Origin of the sequence: Mycobacterium asiaticum, assembly GCF_001673365.1 — a bacterium.
Lineage (GTDB): Bacteria > Actinomycetota > Actinomycetes > Mycobacteriales > Mycobacteriaceae > Mycobacterium > Mycobacterium asiaticum_A.
Genome location: NZ_LZLS01000196.1, coordinates 1 through 2,275 on the forward strand (window position 1 = coordinate 1; position 2,275 = coordinate 2,275).

General features: G+C 77.1%; 1 pseudogene. It reads left to right on the forward strand.

Annotated features, from left to right (window positions below):
* Positions 1-2,275 (forward strand): annotated as a pseudogene (locus A5634_RS28765) (hypothetical protein); the annotation flags it as partial.

The window sequence follows — 2,275 nt, forward strand, 5'->3', positions numbered from 1 at the left end:
GGCGGTTCTGGCGGGATCTTGTTCGGCAACGGCGGAATCGGCGGAGCCGGTGGTGTCGGCGCCGCAGCTGGTTTGACTGGTGGTGCTGGGGGCATCGGCGGAAACGCCGGCATGTTCGGTGCGGGCGGCGTGGGCGGCGCCGGCGGCGCCGGCGGCGCGGGTGATCAGGTTCTGGGCATTCACGGCGGTGAAGGCGGCGTCGGCGGTCGCGGCGGCAACGGCGGGGCAATGTTCAGCACCGCCGGTGCCGGCGGCGTCGGTGGCGCCGGGGGTGCCGGTTACACCGGCGAGCAAGCCACGGGCGCGGGCGCGACGGGTGGCGCCGGAGGCAACGGAGGCAATGGCGGAGCGGGTGGTGCCGCCGGTGGCACCGGCATGTTCGGGGCCGGTGCCGCGGGCGGCGCGGGCGGTGCGGCCGGACTCGGCGGTGACGGTGGTAGCGGCGGCGACGGTGGCATCGGCAACATCCACGGCGGCGCCGGCGGAGTGGGCGGAAACCCGGGCGTTGGCGGTGTCGGCGGCGCGGGCTCCCTCGGTGGGCCCAACGGCGCGGCCGGTGCGGCGGCCACCAGCGGCGGCAACGGCGGAGCCGGCGGTGCGGGTCTCAGTGCCGCGAGCGGATCGAACACCACGGGCGGTAACGGCGGCGCCGGTGGTGACGCCGGTGTGGTCGGCCACGGTGGTGCCGGTGGTGCCGGTGGCTCGGGTGACGGCAGCGCCTCGGGCGGGAACGGCGGGAAGGGCGGCGTGGGCGTCGTCGGTGGGACCGGCGGTCTCGGCGGTGACGGCGGTGCGACGGGCAACGGCGGTAACGGTGGTGCCGGTGGTGGTGGAGCGGTCGGCGCCACAGGGGCGAACGGGGCTACCCCGGGTGCCGCGGGCGGTACGGGCGCGGTCGGCGGTACCGGTGGCGTCGGCGGTGCCGGTGGTCGCGGCGGTGCTGTATCAGGCAACGGCGGAAACGGCGGTGCCGGTGGTATCGGCGGTCTTGGTGGTGGCGGCGGTGCCGGAGCCACCGGTGCCGACGCAACCGTCGCCGGAGCCACTGGCGGGACCGGTGGCCTCGGCGGAAATGGCGGTGTCGGCGGCCACGGTGGCAACGGCGGTGCCGGAGGAGCCGCGCTCGGCAGCGGCACCGGTGGTGTCACCGGTGCCGGCGGCGCGGGTGGCCAAGGCGGGGCGGCCGGGCTCGGTGGCGACGGCGGCGTCGGCGGGGCCGGCGACCAGATTGTGCGTAACGGCGGTACCGGCGGCCAGGGTGGCAACCCCGGCAACGGCGGCGTCGGCGGTGCCGGCGGCGTGAACGGCGCCGGAACCAGCGCGGCCGCCTCCGGTGCGGCAGGGACCGGGGCGACCAGTGGCGGTAACGGCGGTGCCGGCGGCGCGGGCTGGAACGCGATCGTCCCAGGTGCGCACGGCGGTAACGGCGGTGCCGGCGGTGCCGGCGGGTACGTGGGCGACGGCGGTGCCGGCGGTGCCGGCGGCAACGGCGCCATCGGCGCCACCGGTACCGACCCGACGCAAAGCGGTGGTGCTGGCGGGACCGGCGGCAATGGCGGTACCGGCGGCGATGGTGGGTCGGCAGGTACGAAGGCCGGCTTCGGCGGGACCGGCGGAAAGGGCGGCACCGGTGGGCAGGGCGGCACCGGCGCGACCGGGGCCGACGCAACCGACCCGGCGCAGATTGCCGGCACCGGTGGAAAGGGCGGCACCGGTGGGCAGGGCGGCACCGGCGGTAAGGGTGGCAACGCGCCGAACGCGCTCGGCAACCTGGGCGTCGGCGGTGACGGTGGTAACGGCGGTGCGGCTGGGCTGGGCGGAGACGGTGGCCACGGCGCGCACGGCACCGCTGCCCTCTTCGACGGTGGCGCGGGGGGTATCGGCGGAAACCCCGGCACCGGCGGCGCTGGCGGAAAGGGAAGCACCTTCGGCTCGGCCAGTGGCACGGATGGAACGGGCGGTGCTGCGGCGACGAGCGGTGGCAACGGTGGCGTCGGGGGCGACGGCTACACCGACCCCACCCTCAGCGGCCTCAACGGCGGTCAAGGTGGCGCCGGCGGTAAGGCTGGCGCCGTGGGTACCGGTGGTGCCGGCGGCAAAGGTGGCAACGGTGCCCAGGGTGTCACGGGTGCCGCCGAGTTCGAGACCGGTGGGACCGGCGGCGTCGGCGGTAAGGGTGGTGCCGGCGGGCAAGGTGGCTCCACATCCGGCAATGGCGGTGCCGGTGGCGCCGGCGGTATCGGCGGGAAAGGCGGGACCGGCGCGGCCGGCATCG